This is a genomic window from Micrococcus lylae NBRC 15355 (assembly GCF_001570885.1).
In the GTDB taxonomy this organism is placed as follows: domain Bacteria; phylum Actinomycetota; class Actinomycetes; order Actinomycetales; family Micrococcaceae; genus Micrococcus; species Micrococcus lylae.
The window spans coordinates 1-933 of sequence record NZ_BCSN01000110.1 but is presented as its reverse complement, the minus strand read 5'-3'; the positions used below and the strand labels follow the sequence as shown (position 1 = coordinate 933).

The window sequence follows — 933 nt, the reverse complement described above, 5'->3', positions numbered from 1 at the left end:
TCCGGCGGGCTTTGTAGAGCGGATCCTGTTTGCGGCCCCTGTGGCCGTGGACCTGTTGCTGGACTCGTCGACGGCACCGCTCGAGGGCATCTCCTGCCAGACGGACCACATGGAAGGGATCCATCACCGCGGTGGCTTCGGGGATCTCCTCGGTGGCTGCGGTCTTGAACCCGGTGAACCCGTCCATGGCCACAACCTCGACCTGGTCTCTCCAGGCCTGATCACGTTCGGCGAGCCAGGTCTTGAAGGCCTGCTTGGAGCGGCCCTCGACCATGTCCAGCAACCGGGCCGGGCCGGTGCCGGCGCGCAGTGGCGTGAGGTCGATGATCACGGTGACGTACTTGTCGCCACGCCGGGTGTGGCGCCAGACGTGTTCATCCACGCCGATCGCGGTGACCCCGTCGAACCGGGCCGGGTCGTCGATGAGCAGCCGCTGGCCCTCGGCCAGCACGGCGTCGTTGGCGGTGTTCCACCGCACGTCCAACGCCTCGGCGACCCGCGCGACGGTCAGGTGCTGCACGACCAGAGCTTCCAGGGCCCAGCGCAAGGCACGGCGGGAGAGCTTGGCCTTGGGTTCTGCCGCGGCGGTGGTGTCCTGGCGCCAGACGTGGGCGCAGTCGGCGCACCGGTAGCGCCGAACCGTGACGTGCAGAGTCGTGGGCCTCCAGCCCAGCGGCTCGTGCGCCAGCCGGCGGATCACGGTGTCCCGAGGGGTGCCCTGAGAACCACAGCGGTGGCACCAGTCATCTGGCTCCACCACCCGGCAAGCTAGTACCGCCCGCCCGGGCTCCACCCGTTGCCCGGTAGCTTGAAGGCCGAGCTCGTCCAGTCGGCAAAACTTCGTCAGGTCACAGTCGTCGAAAGATCGGAAGAGCACACGTCTGAACTCCAGTCACTTAGGCATCTCGTATGCCGTCTTCTGCTTGAAAAAAA

1 protein-coding gene is annotated in these 933 nt (G+C 67.0%); it reads right to left on the bottom strand.

Annotation, left to right across the window (positions count from 1 at the left end; translation table 11 throughout):
• On the bottom strand, positions 1 to 877 hold an 877-nt coding region (locus MLY01S_RS13185), incomplete at its 3' end, for an ISL3 family transposase (protein WP_157531312.1).
• Between the last annotated feature and the right edge of the window lie 56 nt (positions 878 to 933).